This window comes from Thiomonas sp. UBA7699 (assembly GCF_002482605.1).
GTDB classification, from domain to species: Bacteria; Pseudomonadota; Gammaproteobacteria; order Burkholderiales; family Burkholderiaceae_C; genus Thiomonas; species Thiomonas arsenitoxydans.
In genome coordinates, this window is sequence record NZ_DLGH01000018.1 from 82,306 (window position 1) to 101,531 (window position 19,226).

A 19,226-nucleotide genomic window follows, 5' to 3' on the forward strand; every position below is an offset into this window, starting at 1 on the left:
GGCCGCAGCGCGGTTGCGACGTTTTCCGTATGCTGCCCGCGAGCGGGTGAAATGATGGAATCAATTGCAGTGCCATGCCTGATCTCAGGCGCAATGTATCAGGGAGAAATCGGTGAAAAAAGTTTTGTTGAGCTGTTTGAGTGCGGGCCTGCTGGCCTTGTCGGGTATCGCGGTTCCTGCGCAGGCGGCCGGTTCGGCGCCGCAGCAGTCTTGCGTGGCCTGCGGCCTGCCGGATTTCACCGGGCTGGTGGAGAAGGCCGGTCCGTCCGTGGTGAATATCCGCACCTACAAAAAGGTGCCCGTGGGCAGCGGCGATCAGATGGACGAACAGACCCGCGAGCTGCTTCGGCGGTTTTTTGGGGTGCCCATTCCCGCGCCCGATAGTCCGAAGGGGGGCAAGAACGGCCCGCAGAATGAAGAGGAAGAGCGTCCCACGGGTGTGGGCTCGGGCTTCATCGTCAGCCCGGACGGCTACATCATGACCAATGCCCATGTCGTGGACGGGGCGGACGAGATCATGGTCACGCTGACCGACAAACGCGAGTTCAAGGCCAAGCTCATCGGCGCCGACAAACGCACCGACGTGGCGCTGGTGAAGATCGATGCCAAGCAAGCGCTGCCCGCCGTGCACATCGGCGATTCCTCCAAAGTCAAGGTGGGCGAGTGGGTGGTGGCCATCGGCTCGCCGTTCGGGCTCGAAAACACGGTGACGGCAGGCATCGTCAGCGCCAAGGGGCGCGATACCGGCGACTACACCCCGTTCATTCAGACTGACGTAGCGGTCAATCCGGGCAACTCCGGCGGCCCGCTGATCGATATGCGCGGCAACGTCATCGGCATCAATTCGCAGATCTACAGCCGCACCGGCGGCTTCATGGGCATCTCCTTTGCCATCCCCATCGATGAAGCCATGCGCGTGGTCGAGCAGCTCAAGAAGCAGGGCTATGTGGTGCGCGGCAAGATCGGGGTGCAGATCGACAGCGTGAGCCGCGATCTGGCCGAGTCGCTCGGACTCGGGCAGGCGCGGGGTGCTTTGGTGCGCGTGGTCGAGAAGGACGGCGCGGCGGACAAGGCTGGTGTGCAGGTGGGCGACATTGTCACCAGCTTCAACGGCAAACCGGTGGAGCGGGCCAACGATCTGCCGCGTCTGGTGGGCGAAACCAAGCCTGACGCCACCGTGCCCATGCAGGTGCTGCGTATGGGCAAGACCCTGACGCTCAACGTCAAGGTGGGCGAATGGGTGATGGACAAGAAGCCCGGCGCCAAGCCTGCGGAAGAGCAAAAGCCCGAAGCCGTGAGCAAGGCCAATGCGTTGGGGGTGAAAGTCATCGACCTCAATGATGCCCAAAAACGTCAGCTCGGCGTGAGCAGCGGCGTGCTGGTCGAGGCTGTGCGTGAGGGCGCGGCACGCGACGGTCTGCGTGTGGGGGATGTGGTGCTGGCGGTGGGCAACACCGCAGTCAGCAGTGCCGCCCAGTTCAATGCCATCAGCGCGCAACTGCCCGTTGGCAAGCAGGTGGCGGTGCTGGTGCGGCGCGGCGAATCGGGTCTTTATGTCCTGATCAGGCCGCAGAACTGAGGCGATCAACAGGGCGGAACGCGGCATCAGGCCGGGTTTCGCCCCCGGGTTAGAATGACCGCCCAACAAGCATCAGCAGTTGCCAAATCGATTTGTTGGAAGGCGCGTCACGCTTGTCGCGCCTTTTTTCTTGTTCATCCCCGTGTTTCCGTCTGATCCGCAGGGCGCGAAGCGGTCGCCCCAGTGGACTATTGCATGAATCATATTCGTAATTTTTCAATTATTGCCCATATTGATCACGGCAAATCTACGCTTGCTGATCGCATTATTCAGCGGTGTGGGGGCTTGTCCGACCGGGAAATGGAAGCGCAGGTGCTCGATTCGATGGACATCGAGCGCGAGCGCGGCATCACCATCAAGGCGCAGACCGCGGCGCTGCAATACGTCGCGCGGGACGGGAAAACCTACAACCTCAATTTGATCGATACGCCGGGGCATGTCGACTTCAGTTATGAAGTCAGCCGTTCGCTCTCGGCCTGCGAAGGCGCGCTCTTGGTGGTCGATGCCAGTCAGGGGGTCGAAGCGCAGACCGTGGCGAATTGCTATACCGCGCTCGACCTGGGTGTGGAAGTGGTGCCGGTGCTCAACAAAATGGATCTGCCGCAGGCCGACCCCGAGCAGGCCAAGGCAGAAATCGAGGAAGTCATCGGCATCGATGCGGCCGATGCCATTGCCTGCAGCGCCAAGACCGGCATGGGCATCGACGACGTTCTCGAGGCCGTGATTACGCGCATGCCGCCGCCCAAGGGTGTGGTGGACGCGCCGCTGCGCGCCATGATCATCGACTCGTGGTTCGATACCTACGTAGGCGTGGTCATGCTGGTGCGGGTGGTCGATGGCAGCCTGAAAAAGGGCGAGCGTTTCAAGATGATGGCCACGCACGCGGTCTACAACGCCGAACAACTCGGGGTGTTCACGCCGAAATCGGTGTCGCGCGAGGCCTTGAACACGGGCGAGGTGGGCTTCATCATCGCGGGCATCAAGGAGTTGCAGGCCGCCAAGGTCGGTGACACCATCACCCTCGAAAAAAAGCTGCCCAACAATCTCGGTCCGGCAGCCGCGGCGCTGCCCGGCTTCAAGGAAATCCAGCCGCAGGTGTTCGCCGGTCTCTACCCCACCGAAGCGAGCGAGTACGACCAGTTGCGCGACGCGCTGGAAAAGCTCAAGCTCAACGATGCCGCCCTGCGTTACGAGCCCGAAGTGAGCCAGGCGCTGGGTTTCGGCTTTCGCTGTGGCTTTCTGGGTCTGCTGCACATGGAGATCGTGCAGGAGCGACTGGAGCGCGAGTTCGACCAAGACCTCATCACCACCGCACCCTCAGTGGTCTATCAGGTCATGCTGGCCAATGGCGAGGTGATCGAGGTCGAAAATCCGTCGAAAATGCCTGATCAGGGGCGAATTGCCGAAATCCGCGAGCCCATCGTCACGGTGCATCTCTACATGCCGCAAGATTATGTGGGCCCGGTGATGACCCTGGCCAACCAGAAGCGGGGCATGCAGCTCAATATGGCCTATCACGGTCGCCAGGTGATGCTGACCTACGACATGCCACTGGCCGAGATCGTGCTCGACTTTTTCGACAAGCTCAAAAGCGTGTCGCGGGGCTATGCCTCGATGGACTATGAGTTCAAGGAGTACCGCGCCGCCGATGTGGTGAAGGTCGATATGCTGATCAACGGCGACCGGGTGGACGCGCTGTCCATCATCGTGCACCGCGCTCAGAGCCAGTACCGCGGCCGTCAGGTGGCGGCCAAGATGCGCGAGATCATTCCGCGCCAGATGTACGACGTCGCCATCCAGGCGGCCATCGGGGCCAACATCATCGCGCGTGAGACAATCAAGGCCCTGCGCAAGAACGTGCTGGCCAAGTGCTACGGGGGGGACATTTCCCGCAAACGCAAACTGCTGGAAAAGCAGAAGGCGGGTAAAAAACGCATGAAGCAGATCGGCTCGGTCGAAGTGCCACAAGAAGCCTTTCTCGCGATTCTGCAAGTCGAAGACTGATCCACTCCCCAAGAATATCCCGTATGGAAACTGCGCCCAGCGTTAACTTCACCCTATTGCTTTTCATCCTTCTGGTCATCACCGGCGTGTTCTGGTTTGCCGAGCGCTGGTATTTCGCGCCGCAACGCAGGCGCGCGGCGAAGTCGGCCGTGGCGCAGTTGGAAGAGCGTCGCAGTGCTCTGCAAAAACAGGGTCTGGCCGCAGACGGCGCCGTGGCCAGCGATGCCGACATCGAAGCGGCGCGCGAACGGGTGCAGCGTCAGCCCTGGTGGCTGGAGTGGACCGCCGGGCTGTTCCCGGTCATTCTGGTGGTGTTTTTGCTGCGCTCCTTTGTGGCCGAACCCTTCAAGATTCCTTCGGGCTCTATGGAGCCGACGCTGGTGCCAGGCGACCTGATTCTGGTGAACAAATTCGAGTACGGTCTGCGCCTGCCGCTGCTCGATACCCGCCTCACTCCGGGCGCGCTGCCCCAGCGCGGCGATGTGATCGTGTTCCGTTTGCCCAAAGATCCGAAAATCGATTACATCAAGCGCATCGTCGGGCTGCCGGGCGATACGGTGTCGTACGAAAACAAGCACTTGGTGATCAACGGTAAGCCGGTACAGGAAACGCCCTTGCCCGATTATTTCGATCCCAACACCATGACGTACTACAAGCAGTACATGGAAAAGCTGGGCACGCACGAGCACCGCATCATGATCAATCCGATGGCGCCGCCCTATGTCATCGGCGGGCCTGAAAGTTTTCCGCACCGCGATATGTGTCACTACAACGCCGAAGGTTTTGTCTGCAAGGTGCCGGCCGGCAACTATTTCGTCATGGGCGACAACCGCGACAACTCGCTGGATTCACGTTATTGGGGTTTTGTGCCCGAGCGCAATATCATCGGCAAAGCCTTTGTGGTGTGGATGAATTTCAGCGCACCGAAAAACATTGGGCTGATTCATTGATCGTCATTGCCGGATGGAGAAATCGGGGCCAATATGAAGCAGCATGACAAGCAGCGTGGCATCACCCTGATCGGGTTGATTTTCTGGGGCGCCATCCTCGCGTTCATCGTGGTCATTGGCGCGCAGGCGGTACCCACCGCCACGGAATATTTCGCCATTCAGAAGGCGGTCGATCAGGCGGCCAAGGCCGGCCCGACCGTGGCCGATATTCGTTCGGCCTATTCCAAAATGGCCGATGTCGATTACATCTCCTCCGTCACAGCGCAGGATCTCGACATCACCAAGGTGAATGACAAAGTGGTGATCTCCTTTGCCTACAACAAGGAAATTCACATTGCCGGGCCGGTGTACTTGCTGATCAAGTACGCCGGCCATTCCCACTGATTCCCGGGTGAGCACGGCACTAGAAACGCGGCTGGGCTACGTCTTCCGCGATCGCAAACTGTTCGAGCGGGCGCTCACGCATCGCAGCTTTGGTGCGGATCACAACGAGCGCCTGGAATTCCTGGGTGATTCGGTGCTCAACCTCTCGGCCGCCGCCTGGCTGTACCACCAGGCAGCGCGGCAAGACGAGGGGCAACTCTCCCGTCTGCGCGCGGCGCTGGTGCGGGCCGAAGCGCTGGCGGAAGTGGCCCGCGCGATCGACCTAGGGCGGTTTCTCAGGCTGGGTGAAGGCGAACTGCAGAGCGGGGGCGCCCAGCGTGAATCTATTTTGGCGGATACGGTAGAGGCGCTTCTTGGCGCGATCTACCTCGAAGCCGGTTTCGACACGGCGCAAGAGGTGATGCGCCGCTTGTTTGCCCCGCTCATGGATACGCTGGACGCCGACGTCGTCCGCAAGGATGCGAAAACGCAATTGCAGGAGTTTCTGCAAGGCCAGCGTCTGCCTTTACCCAGCTATGCCGTGCTCGACGTGCGTGGCGCCGCGCACCAGCAGCAATTCAAGGTGGAGTGCGCCGTCGAGGCACTCGGACTGAAAGTGGAGGGCGAGGGCGACAGCCGCCGCCGCGCCGAACAAGACGCCGCCACGCGCATGATCGAGCGCATTGGCCGAGGCGGCACAAAACCCGTGCGCCGTGGCAACCGGCCTGTGTTGGTGGATGAGCGCGGGCAAGTCGTTCAGCCAAGCCACGCGCCCGATGCGGCGCAGCCTGCGCTGGCGCACAATCAGCAGCGTCGCTCGCCGGTGCGACGACCGCCTAAAACTCTCAAATCGCCATGACCTCATCGCCCCCGGATTCGCCGCGTCGCTTCGGCACTGTGGCCATTGTCGGCCGTCCCAATGTGGGCAAATCCACCCTGCTCAATGCGCTGGTGGGCGCCAAGGTGAGCATCACCTCGCACAAGGCGCAGACCACGCGGCACCGCATCCTCGGGGTGACCACGCACGGAGCTTCGCAATTCGCGTTTGTCGATACGCCGGGCTTCCAGACTCAGCACATGCACGCCCTCAACCGGGCGATGAACCGCACTGTCACCGGCGCTTTGAGCGAGGTCGATCTGGTGCTCTGGGTACTTGAGGCGGGCAAGATTCTGCCGCAAGATCGCACCGTTCTTGAGGTCTTGCCCGATGACCGGCCGGTGATCGCCGTGGTCAACAAACTTGACCGCATCACTCCGCGCGAAAAGCTGCTGCCCTGGCTGGCTGAACTGGGGCAGCTGCGCAAGTTTGCCGAGATCGTGCCGATGTCGGCGCAAAAAAAAGCCGATGCGCCCCGGCTGCTGTCCATCATGGAGCCCTACCTGCATGAAGGTGAGTGGGGCTATGAAGAAGACGCCCTCACCGACCGCAGCGAGCGCTTCCTGGCAGCGGAGATTCTGCGGGAGAAGTTGTTCCGCCTGACCGGCGACGAATTGCCCTACACCAGCACCGTGGTCATCGAGCAGTTCGCTCAGGAAGGCGATCTGCGCCGCATTTCCGCGGCCATCATCGTCGATCGGGACGGACACAAGGCCATGGTGATCGGCGCGGGCGGCGAGCGCCTCAAGCGCATCTCCACCGAAGCGCGGCAGGACATGCAGGTCTTGTTCGACGGACCGGTTTTTCTGGAGGTCTGGGTCAAGACCCGTTCGGGCTGGGCCGACGACCAGGCCGCCGTGCGGGCCTTCGGCTATGAGGACTGAGCTGAGCGTCGAACCGGTTACCGTGCGCCCCGTGCCGCGCGCTCCCAGGCGCGGCGTCTCGGTGGAGCGTGTGCAGGAAGAGCCCATCTACGTCCTGCACAGTTACCCGTGGAAGGAAACCAGCCTGCTGCTCGACGTGTTCAGCCGACGCCATGGCCGCTTGGCGCTGGTGGCCAAGGGCGCCAAGCGGCCGACTTCCGCGCTGCGTGCCGTGCTGCTGGGTTTTCAGCCCTGCCACGCCAGTTGGAGCGGCCGCGGCGAGGTGCGCACCCTGACCCGGGCCGAGTGGGCGGGCGGGCTGGCGCCGCTGTCGGGACTGCCCCTGCTTTGCGGTTTTTATTTCAACGAACTGCTCGTGCGTCTGCTGGCTCGCGAAGACGCTCACGAAGGTCTGTTCGACGCCTATCACGCCGGCATTGCCGCGCTGGCGCAACGCCCCCATGCGACGGCGGGCGAGCTGGAGCCGGTGCTGCGCAGCTTTGAGTTTTCGCTGTTGCGCGAGCTGGGTTTTTTGCCCGACCTGCACCTCGAAGGGGCGACCTCCGAGCCCGTGCTGCCCGATGCGTTTTACCGGGTCGACCCGGATCATGGCGTGTCGGCCTGCTCCGCTTCCGATGCCCTGGCGGTGCGCGGCGAGGTGTTGCTGGCGCTGCGCGAAGGCCCGCCGGCAGAAGGCGATGTTGCACTGGCGCGGGCCGCGAAGACGCTGATGCGCAGCCTGCTTCACTATCATCTTTCAGGACAGATGCTGCGCACCCGCCAGCTGCTTATTGATCTCCACAAGTTATGAACCCAATGGCTTGCCCCTCCGATGCTGCGCCGCTGCTCGGGGTGAATATCGACCATGTCGCCACGCTGCGCAACGCGCGCGGAGGCAGTTTTCCCGATCCCGTGCTGGCGGCGCAGCAGGCGGTCGAAGCCGGGGCGGACATCATCACCTTCCACCTGCGCGAAGACCGTCGCCACATCCGCGATGCCGATGTTGAGCGGCTCAAGACCACCCTTTCGGCGCCGCTGAATTTCGAGTCTGCCCTCGCCCCGGAGATGCTCGACATCATCTGCCGAGTACGCCCGCAGATGGTCTGCCTGGTGCCCGAGCGTCGGCAGGAAGTGACTACCGAGGGCGGGCTGGATGTAGCGGGGCAGTTCGACCGCGTGCGCGAGGCCTGCGCCCGTCTGGCCGATTTCGGCTGCCGCGTTTCCCTGTTCATCGAGCCCAGCATCCGGCAAATCGAGGCCAGCGCCCAGGCTGGTGCGCCCTGCATCGAGCTGCACACCGGCGCTTACGCCAACGCTTTCGATGCCGCAGACGAAGCCACGCGGCAACGCGAATTCGATCGCATCGTCGCGGGCCTGAAGCTGGGGCGCAGCCTGGGCCTGCAGACCAACGCGGGCCACGGCCTGAGTCTGCAGAGCACGCCGGCCATTGCCGCACTGCCTGAAGTGAGCGAGCTGCACATCGGCCATGCGCTCATCGGTCATGCGGTGTTCGTCGGGCTGAAGCAATCGGTGCGTGACTTTCAGGCGGTGATCGCGCGCGCGGTGGCAACGCATTCATGATCTACGGCATCGGCACCGATGTCTGCTCCATTGCGCGCATGGACGCCGCGGTGCAGCGCAACGGCGACCGTTTCGCGCAACGGGTGCTCGGCGACGGCGAGCTGGCCGAGTATGAGCGCCGCATGGCCAAGGTGCGCCAGCGCGGCATCAACTACCTGGCCACGCGGTTTGCCGCCAAGGAAGCGTTCTCCAAATCCATCGGCCTGGGCATTCATAGCCCCATGCGCTGGCGCGATTGCGAGGTTCTCAAACTCCCCAGCGGACAGCCGGTCATCGTGCTGCATGACGCACTCAAAGATTGGTGCGAGGTCCGTTCGCTGCGGTTTCTGGTCTCGGTGTCCGATGAGGCCGATACCGCGCTGGCCATGGTTGTAGCCGAAGTGACTCGTCCTGACTGAGGCGAAAGGCATGCAACTGCTGATGCACTCCCCGTTGATCCTCGATGTGGCCGGGCTGCAACTCGGCGCCGCCGATCGCAAGCGCCTGCGCAATCCGCTGGTGGGCGGGGTGGTGCTGTTTGCGCGCAACTGGGAGAGTCGCAGGCAGCTCTCGTCGCTGTGCGCGCAGATCAAGGCGGTACGCCCTGATCTGCTGATCGCGGTCGATCACGAGGGCGGGCGGGTACAACGCTTTCGCACCGATGGCTTCACGGCACTTCCGGCCATGCGCGAGCTTGGGGCGCATTGGATGGCTGATGCCCCAGGCGCCATGCGGCGCGCGGCGGCGTGCGGTTTCGTGCTGGCTTCGGAGCTGCGGGCTTGCGGGGTGGATTTCAGCTTCACGCCCGTGCTCGATCTCGATTGGGGCGGCTCCAGCGTGATCGGTGATCGCGCGTTTCACGCCGATGCGCGGGTGGTGACGGTGCTGGCGCAAAGCCTGATGCTGGGTTTGGCGCGTGCTGGGATGGCGCATTGCGCCAAGCACTTCCCCGGCCACGGCTATGTGCGTGCCGACACGCATCTGGCCGTGGCGCACGACGCGCGCACCCTCGACGCCATTCTGAGCGCCGATGCCGCGCCTTATCAATGGCTGGCGCCCGGGCTGCGCGCGGTCATGCCGGCGCATGTGATCTATCCCGAGGTGGATGCGCTGCCCGCAGGTTTCAGCCCCGTCTGGCTGCGGGACGTGCTGCGCGAGCGCATCGGTTTTACCGGCGCGATACTCAGCGACGACCTCGGCATGGCCGCGGCGCGGGCCGGGGGCCAAAGTCTCAGCCAGGCTGCGCTGCAGGGTTTGCAGGCCGGATGCGACGCCATGCTGGTGTGCAACCAGAGCGTGGTCGATAACGGGCGACCGCTCGACGTGCTGCTGCGCGAGCTTGATCAGGCGCTGGAGCGCGGGCAGTGGACGCCCGATGCCCGCAGCGCCCAGCGCCGCCTCGATCTGCTGCCCACCCAGCCGCCTTTGGAATGGGACGAGCTCATGGTGAGCGACAGCTACCGGGCCGCGCTCGACGACGTTTTCAACCTGCCAAGCCCGGCGGGCCGGAAATAACCGTCAGGGGTAGAACAACACCAGCTTGTAACCGGCCGGGGCGGCACCGTTGACCTCGAGGTGCAGCAGCAATTGCACCTGCTGGCCGGCTGCCAGGCCCTCTGTCAGGGTGCGATGGGTGGCCTGCGCTTCGGGGAGGTATTGCGCGGCTTGCACCACTTTGCGTTGCAGAGTCATGTCCTGCGCATTGGTCAGGGTCAGCTCCAGCGCAGGCCAGGCCACGGCGCGGTCGGATCGGTTACGCAGCAACACGCTGAGTTGCAAGCCGCTGTCGGCCGGGCTGAGTGTGGAGGAGTCGATGACCAAGGCATCGAGGTTGCGCGGAGCGGCCAATTCGCAGCCGCTGGTCATCTGGCAGAGCTGTTGCAGCCAAGGGCGGCTGATCGGGTATTGCTGCGCCAGGGTGTCGCGCCAAGTCAGCGCGGCCTGAGCGGCGAGCACCAGAAGCAACAGCAGGCTGATGACGGCCAGCGCCGCGCGGGCAGGCGTGCTGCTCCAAAGGGCCTGGCGACGAGCTTTGCGGATAAATTCGGGCTCTGCTTCCTCCGGTTTTGCGGCGAGCGCGGGCGGGTTTTGCGGGCGGTCTTCGCTCTCGAATTGATAGTTGAGCGCGTCGTTCAGGTTGAACTCGGACAGCGGTGCGGCGTCGGGATCGAGACCGGCTTGGGAGGCCGATATCTCGTTCGCCGCAAGATCGCCTTCGGGTAACAGGTCGGCGGGCGATTCAGCGGGTGCCAACGCCTGGTCAGTCTCGGCCTCTTCACCGCGCCCAGGCGCTTGTTTCGCGGGAGCCCGGGGCGCCTGGCTGTAGGCCTGAACCGTCAGCGGCAGAAAACCTTGATAGGTCGGCTGATCGAGTGGAATGTTGTTCCAGCGCAGGCCCGCCGTCACGGGCACGGTGCTTGCCCGCGGTTCGGGCGGCGCTTCGGGCAGCGGGGTCGGTTCTGCTGGGGCCTGGGGCTCGGCGGCGGCGGGCGGCGCCGGGGTGAGATCGATCAGGTGATCGAGGGCGTTGAACGGTTCGCCGCAATGACCGCAGCGCACCCAGCCTTCGCGCAGCAAGAGCTGGTCGCGCACCACCTTGAAGGCGGTCTGGCAGTGGGGGCAGCGGGTGGCCTGTGCCATGCGCTGTTCAGGGGTGGGCGCGGCCCGCGAGGCAGACCCAGCCATCGAGCGTCTTGTCGATCTGCAGCGCGCAATAGGGCGCGTAGGTGTCGATGAGTTCTTCGGCCTGCCGGTCGAGTATGCCGCTGAGCACGAGCCAGCCACCGGGTTTTACATGTGCGGCAATCGCGGGCGCCAGCAGTTTGAGCGGCGCAGACAGAATGTTGGCGACGACGATGTCGAATTGCGCATCAGCCACCTTGTCGGGCAGGCCGGCCTGCACGGTGACGTCGTTGGCCGCGGCGTTGGCTTCGGTGGCCAGCACCGCGTCGGGATCGATGTCCACACCGACCACGGGGCCGGCGCCGAACTTGGCCGCGGCGATGGCCAGAATGCCTGAACCACAACCGTAATCGAGCACGCTGAGTTGGCTTGGCGTTTGGCGCGCCAGCCACTCCAGACAAAGCCGCGTGGTGGGGTGGGTGCCGGTGCCGAAGGCCAGCCCGGGGTCGAGGCGGATGATGGGCGCCGCAACCTCGGGCGGCTCATGCCAGCTCGGCACGATCCACAGCGCGTCGGCAATCGATACCGGCTGGAACTGAGACTGCGTCAGCCGCACCCAGTCCTGTTCTTCCACCGTGGACTGTTGCACCTCTTGCAGGTCGGGCAGGATGTCTTCGGCCAGCAGGGCGGCCAGCGCAGCGTCGGCCTGGGCCTCGTCGGCGAACAGCACGCGAAGCAGCGATTGCGCCCAGGCGCCCTTGGGCGGCGGCATGCCTGGCTCGCCGTACAAGGCTTGCTCCTGCGCCGTGTCACCGAAACGGTCTTCGACGCTCACGCTCAAAGCGCCGAGCTCCATCAGCGCATCGGAGAGGAGGTCGGCCTGCTCTTCGCTGACAGGGAGGGTGACTTCACGGTAGGTCATGGCGGATTTGTTCAAACCCTATCAGGCGGTATGCCGCGCGGCGAGGTATTCCTCGAGGTAGTGAATGCTGGTGCCGCCTTCGATGAAGCGCGCATCCACCATGAGTTCGCGGTGCAGCGGGATATTGGTCTGGATGCCGTCCACCACCATTTCCGAAAGGGCAATGCGCATGCGCGCGATCGCCTGCTCGCGCGTGGCGCCATGCACGATGATTTTGCCGATCATCGAGTCATAGTTGGGCGGCACGAAGTAGTTGGCGTAGGCGTGAGAATCGACCCGCACACCCGGGCCGCCTGGGGTGTGCCACATGGTGATTCGGCCGGGCGATGGGGTGAACTTGTAGGGGTCTTCGGCGTTGATGCGGCACTCGATGGCATGGCCGTTGAGGTGCACGCCGCGCTGGCGCACGGTCAGCTTCTCGCCCGCGGCAATGCGGATCTGCTCGACCACGATGTCGATGCCGGTGATGAGTTCGGTAACAGGGTGCTCGACCTGCACGCGGGTATTCATCTCGATGAAGTAGAACTCGCCGTTTTCATACAGGAACTCGAAGGTGCCCGCACCGCGATAGCCGATTTTTTTGCAGGCATCCGCGCAGCGGGCGCCGATACGCTCGATCAGCCGCCGTGGAATGCCGGGCGCGGGGGCTTCTTCGAGAATCTTCTGGTGGCGCCGCTGCATCGAACAATCGCGCTCGCCTAGCCACAGCGCGTTGCCGTGGGTGTCGGCCAGCACTTGAATTTCAATATGCCGCGGCTGGAGCAGAAACTTCTCCATATAGACCGCCGGGTTGCCGAAAGCCGCGCCTGCTTCGCTGCGGGTCATGGTCACGGCGTTGAGCAGCGCGGCTTCGGTGTGCACCACGCGCATGCCGCGGCCGCCGCCGCCGCCTGCGGCCTTGATGATGACGGGATAGCCGATCGAGCGGGCGATGCGGGTGATTTCGCGCGGATCGTCAGGCAGCGCCCCCTCCGAGCCTGGCACGCAGGGCACGCCCGAGCGGATCATGGCCTGCTTGGCGCTGACCTTGTCGCCCATCAAACGAATGGAATCGGGACGCGGGCCGATGAAGGCGAAGCCGGATTTCTCCACCCGCTCGGCGAAATCCGCGTTTTCCGACAGAAAGCCGTAACCGGGGTGAATCGCCTCGGCATCGGTCACTTCGGCAGCAGAAATAATGGCCGGCATGTGCAGATAGCTCTGCGCCGAGGGCGCCGGGCCGATGCACACGGCCTCGTCGGCCAGCCGTACATACTTCGCTTCACGATCCGCTTCTGAATAGACCACCACGGTCTGGATGCCGAGTTCGCGGCAGGCACGCTGCACCCGGAGGGCGATTTCGCCACGGTTGGCGATAAGGATTTTTTTGAACATGCGCGTTGTCCGTTCAATGACAGGGAAGGGCGGAAGCGCCCGTTGAGCGCAGGAGCCGTGGTCAGGAGCGGGCGCTCATGTGTGCCTCGGTACTGCCTGGGTTTGCTCCCCTGGGGGAGTCAAGAAACCGGAAGCGGCCCTGCGCTCTCCTGAAAAAGCCATTACTCGATCACGAACAACGGCTGGCCGAATTCGACGGCCTGACCGTTTTCGCCCAGCACGGCCTTGATCACGCCGTCTTTGTCGCATTCGATTTCGTTGAGAATTTTCATCGCCTCGATGATGCACAGCGTCTGGCCGACCTTGACCGTGTCGCCCACCTCAACGAACGGCGCCGCCCCCGGAGAAGAAGAGCGGTAGAACGTGCCGACCATCGGCGACTTCAGCACATGCCCTTGCGCCTCCGGGGCGGGAGCTGCTTCAGCGGCGGGTGCCTGAGCTTGAGCGGGCATGGCCTGGGGCGCGGCGTATTGCATCGGGGCCTGAGACGCAAACTGCGATCCCAACGGAGCGGGCATCTGCGCGTATTGAATGATGGGCTGCGGCTGCGCCTTGACGATTCTGACCGTGCCTTCGGCTTCCGTGATCTCCAGCTCGGAGACGTTGGAATCGGAGACCAGGTCGATCAAAGTCTTGAGTTTGCGTAAATCCATGATCTGTCGTTAAGTCGCTGATAAGTGTCGCATTAGACCATCAATTTTTACGATTCCCAAGATCGACTACAGCATGGCGCAAGGCCAGGGAGTAGCCGTGAGCGCCACAACCGCTGATGACGGCGGTGGCCAGATCGGAAAAGTAGGAGTGATGGCGGAACGGTTCGCGGCGGTACACATTGCTCAGATGCACTTCGATGAAGGGCAGGTCGGTTGCCGCGATGGCGTCACGCAGGGCAACGCTGGTGTGGGTGTAGGCCGCAGGGTTGATGATGATGTAGCGCGTGCCGTCCAGGCGCGCTGCATGTAACCGATCAATCAGGTCGCCTTCGTGATTGCTCTGGAAAGTCTGCACCTCCACCCCCAGTTCGGCAGCAAGGGTTTGCAGCGACTGGTTGATATCGTCCAGCGTGGTCGCGCCATAGATATGTGGCTCACGCTGCCCCAGCAGGTTGAGATTGGGGCCGTGGAGAACAAGGATGCGGGTCATGGAAGGGCGATTGAACAGGGTGGGATGAACGATGGTTGAACGCAACTCTGATGCGCGGGCTCAATGACCGGAGGGTACCGCTTCTTTCAGTTCGTCGAGAGAGGTTTTCCCCAGCTTTTGAAACACCACGTCGCCCTTGCCATCGAGCACCACGGTGAATGGCAGGCCCCCCTGCTTATTGCCCAGGCTGGTGCTCAGGGCGATGCCATTCATGCCGCCCAGCAGAATGGGATAGCTCACCGGATGCTCTTTCAGGAAATTGCGTACCGCAGTGGGGTTGTCGAGCGCAATGCCCACCATCTCGATGCCTTTGTCTTTGTTCTGCTGATAAAACTTCGAAAAATCTGGCATTTCAGCGATGCAAGGCGGGCACCAGCTCGCCCAGAAATTGATCACCAGTGGTTTTCCGCGGTATTGCGACAGATCGATGGATTTTCCCTGCAGATCGTCGAGTTTGTCAGCGAAAAAAGACTTGACCGCATTGTTTTCAACCGCAATGGGTACGCTGCGTTCACGCTGAAACCAGGCATTGCCGAGCACTGCGGCGATGAGAAGGATGATGGCGGCAGAAATCCAGATATTGACTTTGTTCATGGGGTTGTGGTGTAGCAATCAGACTGCTCGCATTGTGCATGGCCGGGGAAAAGCTTCAGAGTCTCGGGTTTTCCCCATCGCTGGCGGGGGCGCTCAGGAGTTGCCTGAGCGCACGCAGCGTGCCTCTGGGCGTGCGCCCTTGCGCATCAGGCAGCAGGGCGCCGCGCACGTCTTTTTCCGGGTACAGGCTCAGATGGGCGAGCACGGCTTGACGGTCATGCGGGGGCCAGTGCAGGGTGAGTTGTTCGACACGGCCGCGCCCGGCGTAGTGCGGGGCTTCGCCGACCTGAAAAGCGATGCCGTGGTCGATGCAGTGAATTTCCACGCCCTTGCTGTCGTCGGTGAACAGCAGCACATGCAGATCGGTGTGTTCGTTGGCGGTGCCGTGCCAGACAGCCCCGGCCAGATGCGGATTGAACGCCGCAAACGCTTCCATCAGCGTCAGCGCGGCGCGGCGCAACTGCAGCAATTGCGCGGGTTGGGTGTCAGCATGAAACAGGGCGAGTTCTTCGCGTACCTGCTGCTCGATTTCATCGTTGCTGGGCAGCAAATCGTGCGCCACGCGTTCGCCCAGCAGGCGCTTGGCGGCCTTGCGCTTGGCCGTGCCGTAGTCCAGACCGTCTTCGACGATCAGCCGCGCGGCCAGCACGGCGAGTTCAGCGCGCAGGGAGTCCATCGAAGTATGGTAGCGGCGACCGACTGGCACAATGAGCGTCTTTCCTCAACAAACGCTACGCATGGCCGTCCTCTCCGTTTCAGATTTGTCGCTCGCTTTCGGCCATGTGGCCTTGCTCGATCATGCCGCCATGTCGCTGGAGGTGGGCGAGCGGGTGGGCCTGATCGGTCGCAATGGCACCGGAAAGTCATCTCTGCTGCGCATTCTGGCCGGGCTGGAGCCGCCCGACGATGGCCTGGTGCAGGTGCAGCAGGGTCTGCGCCGGGTGTATGTGCCGCAGGAAGCGGATTTTTCTGCCCAGGCCAGCGTGTTCGATGTGGTGAGCGAAGGCGTGGCCGAAGCCCGCGCCCTGCGCGACCGTTTCGAGCGGCACGCGCCCGAAGACGACCTCGACGCCCTGCAGACCCGCATTGAACTGCTCGACGGCTGGAACTGGGAGACGCGCGTCGACCAAACCCTGCAGCGTCTGCAACTCGACGGCACGACGCTCGTGGGCAGTCTGTCCGGCGGGATGCAAAAGCGCGTGGCGCTGGCGCAGGCGCTGGTGGCGGCGCCCGACGTGCTGCTGCTCGACGAGCCGACCAATCACCTCGATCTCGATGCCATCGCCTGGCTGGAAGAACTGCTCACCGGCTTTCGCGGCAGCCTGATTCTCATCACCCACGACCGGGCGTTTCTCGACGATGTGGCGACCCGCATTGTCGAACTCGATCGCGGCACGTTGCGCAGTTATCCCGGGAATTTCGCCGCTTATGAGGCGCGTAAGGAGCAGGAACTGGCCGACGAGTCGGTGATGAACGCCCGCGCCGACAAGCTTCTGGCGCAGGAAGAGGTGTGGATACGCAAGGGCGTAGAAGCGCGACGGACCCGCAGCGTGAGCCGCATCAACCGCCTGGAGGCGCTGCGCAGCCAACGCGCGGCGCGGCGCGATTCGCTCGGGCGCGTCAAACTTGAGGTGGATGGCGGTCAGTCCAGCGGCAAGATCGTGGCCGAGCTGCAAGGCGTCAACAAGGCCTATGGCGACCGGGTACTGGTGCGCGAGTTTTCTGCCACGATTCTGCGTGGCGACAAGGTCGGCCTCATTGGGCCCAACGGCGCGGGCAAAACCACGCTGCTCAAGCTCATTCTGGGCGAGATCGAACCCGATAGTGGCACCGTGCGGCAGGGAACGCGCTTGCAGATCGCCTATTTCGACCAGATGCGCGCCGTGCTCAACCTTGACGCCACCCTGGCCGACACCATCAGCCCCGGCAGCGAATGGGTTGAGGTGGCCGGGCAGCGCAAGCATGTGATGAGCTATTTGGGCGATTTTCTGTTCTCGCCCGCACGGGCCAACTCGCCGGTCAAGTCGCTTTCAGGAGGGGAACGCAATCGCCTACTGCTGGCTAGGTTGTTCGCCCGCCCGGCCAATGTGCTGGTGCTCGACGAGCCGACCAACGACCTCGACATCGACACCCTCGAACTGCTGGAGCAGTTGCTGCAAGACTTTCCCGGTACCGTGTTTCTGGTCAGCCACGACCGTCGCTTTCTCGACAATGTGGTCACCAGCACGATAGTGAGCGAGGCCACGCCGGAAGACCCTGGCCGTTGGCGCGAATACGAGGGCGGCGTCTCCGACTGGCTCACCCAATCGCAGCGTGCCCGCGCCTTGCAGGCGCAGCTGAATAAATCGGCCGCAGGCGGGGCGGACAAGCGCGGCGCGGCGCCCACCAAATCGGCTCAGGCACAGCCGCCCATTCCCCCCGTACCGGCCAAGCGCAAGCTGAGCTACAAGGAACAGCGCGAGCTGCAGGAACTGCCCGGCCGCATAGCCGCCCTGGAGGCGGAGCAGAAATCGCTTTCCGATCAACTGGCCGATCCGGCGAGTTATACCTCTTCCACGACGCGGATCAGCGAGATGCAGGAACGTTACGCGCAGATCGACGAAGAACTGCTCCACGCCCTGGAACGCTGGGAAGTGCTCGATGGCAAGTGAGAGATTGTGAACAAATCCGCCATGACCGAAAACGATCCCAGCGCGCCGCTGTTGCAAAACGTCGATTTGCGCACCGACCCGCTGGCAGCCACTTACATCAAGCGAGAAATCGTGCAGGTGCAATTCGCCGTCGATTCCGGTGAATTGACCAGCCGCGAAGGCCCCAATCGTTACGCAGCGGGCGATGCCATCATCACCGGCGCCACCGGCGACCGCTGGAGCGTGTCGCGCGCCCGTTTCGAGGCGCGCTACCAAGCCCTCGCGCCGACGTCCATGGGACAGAATGGCGCTTACATCAACCAGCACATTCCCGTTCTGGCGCGGCAGATGCCCGCACCGTTTCGCATGGCCCGCAGCGCTGGCGGCGATCTGCTGCGCGGCAACCCCGGCGACTGGCTGCTGCAATACGCGCCGGGCGATTACGGCGTGGTGGAGCAGGGACGGTTTGCGCAGGTTTACCGGAAAGTCGCGCCTCCTTGAGCGCCCCCAAGGCTGGGCTGTGCCCAGCCCGCCCCCCGTGGGGGTCAAGGAAACTTGGGGCGGCCCGGCGTTTCCTTGAGAAGGCCGACTGAGCTGAATCAGGGTTTCGCTGCGCCGCCCGGCCCCATGCCGCCGCCAGGGCCCATGCCTCCGCCACCGGGACCCATGGCGCCACCTGAGCCCATCCCTTGATGCATGCCTTGCGCCGGGGGCGCATCAGGCAGCTTGACGCCGCGCTCCTTCGCACGCTCCTGCATCAGCTTGTGATGTTCTGCCCGGATCTGTTCCCGCTGCTCTGTGGTTTTCGCCTCGCGCATTTTGAGTCGGTATTCACGACGCTCCTTCTGCGTCATCAACTGGCTACCGTAAATGGTTTCCTGCTTTTGGGTTTGAGCGTAGGCAGAAGTTGCGGTCAGCCCTCCACCTGCGAGCAGGATGCTGAGAGACAAGGCAGTCAAAAATGGCTTGGTGGCAATCATGGCACTCTCCTGAAAAAGTTTTGAGTCAAGGTTGACCCGCAGTCAGGCTAGGCGTTTGCGGAACACGGGGATTGATGCGTGTCAATAATTTGGGGCGCGCAACTTCAGGGCCGATCAAGCGATTGCACGAGCACGGAGCGCCGCCGCTGCGTTCGTTTTCGGCACCCAGCGCGGCAGGCTTATTGATCATGAGGTTTCGTGAGAAATGGTCCGCCCTTCGCATAGGCTTCCCACTCGAATCGGTTGGCGAGGTAGGCATCGCGCCCGCGCAGGGTTTGCCACAGGCTCTCCAGCAAATAGGCGGGCCCGAAGAATGGGCCCCAAAGCTCGTATTGCCGCACATGCACGCGTTCGTGAGCGCGCAGCCGCTGCATGGCCGGGGCGTCGACCGCGAGGATGACATGCCCCAGAGTGAGGGCGACGAGGCGATGGCGGTTGGGCAGGCGCTGCATCCAGCGGCCCAGTTGCCCTCCCGTGCATTCCAGGGTGCGGCCGCTGCGGCGCAGCCGGGCGCCCAGCGCACAGGCGGGTAGGGCGGCGAGCAGGCCGAGCACCGAATAGGGCGCGGCCCAGAGCAGGCGTGCGGCCAAGGTCAGGCGGTGGCGAGAGCGGATCGGGCGCATGGGTAGACAACAGGTCAGGCGGCATAGCTTAGCCGTGCTCCGGCGCTGTCGCGGTGCGGCTCGCAGGCGTCATCCTGCCTACAATCGACGCCGTGTCGCAATCCTGCGGCGCAACGCTGGGGGTGCGGGGCTGCGGCAGCAG

General features: G+C 63.4%; 21 protein-coding genes. 12 read left to right on the forward strand and 9 right to left on the reverse strand.

All coding sequences use genetic code 11. The features are described from left to right. The first annotated feature begins 112 nt into the window (after positions 1 to 112). The 10 genes from B3H47_RS07520 to nagZ all read left to right on the forward strand — a co-directional run bounded on the left by B3H47_RS07520 (position 113) and on the right by nagZ (position 9,711). Positions 113 to 1,579 (forward strand): DegQ family serine endoprotease, encoded by a 1,467-nt coding sequence (locus tag B3H47_RS07520; protein ID WP_286986616.1) that lies wholly within the window; start codon positions 113 to 115, stop codon positions 1,577 to 1,579. Between the two features lie 195 nt (positions 1,580 to 1,774). Beyond that, positions 1,775 to 3,583 (forward strand): translation elongation factor 4, encoded by a 1,809-nt coding sequence (gene lepA, locus B3H47_RS07525; RefSeq protein WP_286986617.1) that lies wholly within the window; start codon positions 1,775 to 1,777, stop codon positions 3,581 to 3,583. Between the two features lie 23 nt (positions 3,584 to 3,606). Next, entirely contained in the window at positions 3,607 to 4,533 is a 927-nt protein-coding gene (gene lepB, locus B3H47_RS07530) for a signal peptidase I (protein WP_013106667.1), read from the forward strand. A 33-nt stretch (positions 4,534 to 4,566) separates the two neighbouring features. Next, positions 4,567 to 4,917 carry a DUF4845 domain-containing protein gene (locus B3H47_RS07535; protein ID WP_013106666.1) on the forward strand — a complete coding sequence of 117 codons (351 nt, stop codon included), beginning with the start codon at positions 4,567 to 4,569 and terminating at the stop codon, positions 4,915 to 4,917. A 7-nt stretch (positions 4,918 to 4,924) separates the two neighbouring features. Next, a complete protein-coding gene (gene rnc, locus B3H47_RS07540) occupies positions 4,925 to 5,755 on the forward strand; it encodes a ribonuclease III (protein WP_286728965.1) in 831 nt (276 codons plus the stop codon). Further along, positions 5,752 to 6,657: a GTPase Era gene (gene era, locus B3H47_RS07545; protein ID WP_013123909.1), complete on the forward strand. Its 906-nt coding sequence runs from the start codon at positions 5,752 to 5,754 to the stop codon at positions 6,655 to 6,657. Before rnc ends, era begins: the two co-directional genes overlap by 4 nt. 31 nt (positions 6,658 to 6,688) lie before the next feature. Beyond that, positions 6,689 to 7,447 (forward strand): DNA repair protein RecO, encoded by a 759-nt coding sequence (recO, locus tag B3H47_RS07550; protein WP_276707215.1) that lies wholly within the window; start codon positions 6,689 to 6,691, stop codon positions 7,445 to 7,447. A gap of 5 nt (positions 7,448 to 7,452) precedes the next feature. Beyond that, positions 7,453 to 8,217: a pyridoxine 5'-phosphate synthase gene (locus B3H47_RS07555; RefSeq protein ID WP_286986618.1), complete on the forward strand. Its 765-nt coding sequence runs from the start codon at positions 7,453 to 7,455 to the stop codon at positions 8,215 to 8,217. Further along, positions 8,214 to 8,615: a holo-ACP synthase gene (acpS, locus tag B3H47_RS07560; protein WP_286986619.1), complete on the forward strand. Its 402-nt coding sequence runs from the start codon at positions 8,214 to 8,216 to the stop codon at positions 8,613 to 8,615. The genes B3H47_RS07555 and acpS overlap by 4 nt, the downstream gene beginning before the upstream one ends. 10 nt (positions 8,616 to 8,625) lie before the next feature. After that, entirely contained in the window at positions 8,626 to 9,711 is a 1,086-nt protein-coding gene (gene nagZ, locus B3H47_RS07565) for a beta-N-acetylhexosaminidase (RefSeq protein WP_286986620.1), read from the forward strand. Between the two features lie 3 nt (positions 9,712 to 9,714). On the opposite strand, the gene B3H47_RS07570 is transcribed toward nagZ, so the two are convergent. From B3H47_RS07570 to B3H47_RS07600, 7 genes are all read right to left on the reverse strand, one after another. Continuing rightward, positions 9,715 to 10,836 (reverse strand): zinc-ribbon and DUF3426 domain-containing protein, encoded by a 1,122-nt coding sequence (locus B3H47_RS07570; protein ID WP_286986621.1) that lies wholly within the window; start codon positions 10,834 to 10,836, stop codon positions 9,715 to 9,717. Positions 10,837 to 10,843: 7 nt separating this feature from the next. Then, complete coding sequence (gene prmA, locus B3H47_RS07575; RefSeq protein ID WP_286986622.1) at positions 10,844 to 11,740, reverse strand: 50S ribosomal protein L11 methyltransferase; 897 nt, start codon at positions 11,738 to 11,740, stop codon at positions 10,844 to 10,846. A gap of 21 nt (positions 11,741 to 11,761) precedes the next feature. Beyond that, positions 11,762 to 13,114, reverse strand: a complete 1,353-nt coding sequence (gene accC / locus B3H47_RS07580; RefSeq protein ID WP_013106657.1) for an acetyl-CoA carboxylase biotin carboxylase subunit — start codon at positions 13,112 to 13,114, stop codon at positions 11,762 to 11,764. A 161-nt stretch (positions 13,115 to 13,275) separates the two neighbouring features. Continuing rightward, positions 13,276 to 13,767 (reverse strand): acetyl-CoA carboxylase biotin carboxyl carrier protein, encoded by a 492-nt coding sequence (gene accB, locus B3H47_RS07585; protein ID WP_013123903.1) that lies wholly within the window; start codon positions 13,765 to 13,767, stop codon positions 13,276 to 13,278. Positions 13,768 to 13,807: 40 nt separating this feature from the next. After that, the gene (gene aroQ / locus B3H47_RS07590) at positions 13,808 to 14,257 is read right to left on the reverse strand and encodes a type II 3-dehydroquinate dehydratase (protein WP_013123902.1); all 450 of its coding nucleotides are present in this window, start codon (positions 14,255 to 14,257) and stop codon (positions 13,808 to 13,810) included. A gap of 60 nt (positions 14,258 to 14,317) precedes the next feature. Then, positions 14,318 to 14,851: a TlpA disulfide reductase family protein gene (locus B3H47_RS07595; RefSeq protein ID WP_013123901.1), complete on the reverse strand. Its 534-nt coding sequence runs from the start codon at positions 14,849 to 14,851 to the stop codon at positions 14,318 to 14,320. 55 nt (positions 14,852 to 14,906) lie between these two features. Then, entirely contained in the window at positions 14,907 to 15,527 is a 621-nt protein-coding gene (locus B3H47_RS07600; RefSeq protein ID WP_013123900.1) for a hypothetical protein, read from the reverse strand. Between the two features lie 130 nt (positions 15,528 to 15,657). Here B3H47_RS07600 and B3H47_RS07605 point away from each other — a divergent pair, with 130 nt between their 5' ends. Together B3H47_RS07605 and B3H47_RS07610 are read left to right on the forward strand one after the other, a co-directional pair. After that, positions 15,658 to 17,502, forward strand: a complete 1,845-nt coding sequence (locus tag B3H47_RS07605) for an ATP-binding cassette domain-containing protein (RefSeq protein WP_414718232.1) — start codon at positions 15,658 to 15,660, stop codon at positions 17,500 to 17,502. Between the two features lie 21 nt (positions 17,503 to 17,523). Then, positions 17,524 to 17,982, forward strand: coding sequence for a PGDYG domain-containing protein (locus B3H47_RS07610; RefSeq protein ID WP_286986624.1), 459 nt, complete (start codon positions 17,524 to 17,526; stop codon positions 17,980 to 17,982). Between the two features lie 98 nt (positions 17,983 to 18,080). Here B3H47_RS07610 and B3H47_RS07615 read toward each other — a convergent pair whose 3' ends face one another. Together B3H47_RS07615 and B3H47_RS07620 are read right to left on the reverse strand one after the other, a co-directional pair. After that, positions 18,081 to 18,461, reverse strand: a complete 381-nt coding sequence (locus tag B3H47_RS07615; RefSeq protein WP_276726884.1) for a hypothetical protein — start codon at positions 18,459 to 18,461, stop codon at positions 18,081 to 18,083. Positions 18,462 to 18,640: 179 nt separating this feature from the next. Continuing rightward, positions 18,641 to 19,084 carry a signal peptide prediction gene (locus B3H47_RS07620; protein WP_286986625.1) on the reverse strand — a complete coding sequence of 148 codons (444 nt, stop codon included), beginning with the start codon at positions 19,082 to 19,084 and terminating at the stop codon, positions 18,641 to 18,643. Between the last annotated feature and the right edge of the window lie 142 nt (positions 19,085 to 19,226).